The organism is Massilia sp. UYP34 (assembly GCF_056279385.1).
On the sequence record NZ_JBWBRF010000053.1, the window covers coordinates 1 to 1,409 of the forward strand.

The window sequence follows — 1,409 nt, forward strand, 5'->3', positions numbered from 1 at the left end:
GAACATTTGATAATTTAAGTAATCAAGAACCGAAGTTCTTGGCACCTTCATCAAACGCCCACACTTATCGACTGTTAATTTTTAAAGAACTTTATTCGGTACTGCATCCCTGCTGTGTGCTTCGAATCGTTTTGTTCGTCAGCAGCAGAGGAAAGAGAGTATGAAGTGTTTTTCGTTTTTCGTCAACCCCTCATTTCGCTTCGTCTCAGATTTCTCTGCAACCTTGCCAACGTAACCACTTGATTACGTTAACATTTTTCGGTCAGTGCCGAAGCGGAGGCGAACTATAGCAAAGCCCTAGCCGGTCGCGCAAGTGCTCAGCAATAATATTTTTCAACGATGAGGAAGCGGTGATGGCTCCTCGCATGCGCTGGCCTGGTCCTGTCGCTCACGCGCGAGATCGTCAATTCCCTGCATCGCGCAGATGGGTCAATGTGAGTGCTTGCACTGACGGTGGCGTTATATTGCCAATGCGGAAATGCGCGGTAGATCATCGCTTGCAATTAGCTAGCGTGCGACCTATATTGGGTCCATGAAAGCGAACACTTCCCCCTCCCCTGCGACGCCCATGCTCGATGAGCAGCTATGTTTCGCCCTGTACTCGACCTCACTGGCGATGATGCGGGTCTACCGTGGCTTGTTGCCCAAGCTCGGGCTAACCTACCCGCAATATCTCGTCATGATGGTGTTATGGGAGCAGGACCAGCTGACCGTGTCGGACATCGGCGAGCGCCTGTTCCTGGATTCCGCAACCTTGACACCATTGCTCAAGCGGATGGAAGCCCAGGGATTGGTGCAGCGTAACCGCGCGCGTAGCGATGAACGCCAGGTAATCATCAGCCTGACGGAAGAGGGCAACGCATTAAAGAAGGAAGCCGCCAGCGTGATGCCGGCGGTCTTGTGTGCGACCAAGTGCTCGGTCGATGAAGCGTCGGCCCTGCGCGATCAATTGGTGAACCTGCGCAAGAGCCTGAACGACAGCGCCGGCTAAGCGGCGTTCGCTAGATAAGCAGGTCAGCCCGCGATCCGCAGCGGGTTGCCCTCGGTGCTGATGCGGAACACGCGCACCGTGCGCAGCAGCACCGCCGACTGCTCCTTGAGCGCCGCGGCCGACGCGGCGGCCTGCTCGACGAGCGCAGCGTTCTGCTGGGTCGCCTCGTCCATTTGACCCACCGCATGGTTCACTTGCTCGATGCCGGCATGCTGGGCTTCGCTTGCGGTCGTAATTTCGGCGATGATGCCGCTGACTTCCTTCACGCTGGTCACGATGTCGTCCATCGTGGCGCCGGCTTGCTCCACCAGTTTTGACCCCGCATTGAATCGCCACGAGTTTCCTAGACACTCGCGAGCCGCTTGAAATACTGCTTTTCATACTCGACCGGCGACAAGTCATTGCTGGAGCTGTGCCG

General features: G+C 56.1%; 1 protein-coding gene and 1 pseudogene. One reads left to right on the plus strand and one right to left on the minus strand.

The features are described 5' to 3' along the window. Window positions 1–532: 532 nt before the first annotated feature. Window positions 533–991, plus strand: a complete 459-nt coding sequence (locus tag ACZ9AQ_RS24140) for a MarR family winged helix-turn-helix transcriptional regulator (protein ID WP_429207343.1) — start codon at window positions 533–535, stop codon at window positions 989–991. 23 nt (window positions 992–1,014) lie between these two features. On the opposite strand, the pseudogene ACZ9AQ_RS24145 reads toward ACZ9AQ_RS24140, so the two are convergent. Continuing rightward, window positions 1,015–1,311: pseudogene (locus ACZ9AQ_RS24145) on the minus strand (methyl-accepting chemotaxis protein); the annotation flags it as partial. Window positions 1,312–1,409 lie beyond the last annotated feature (98 nt).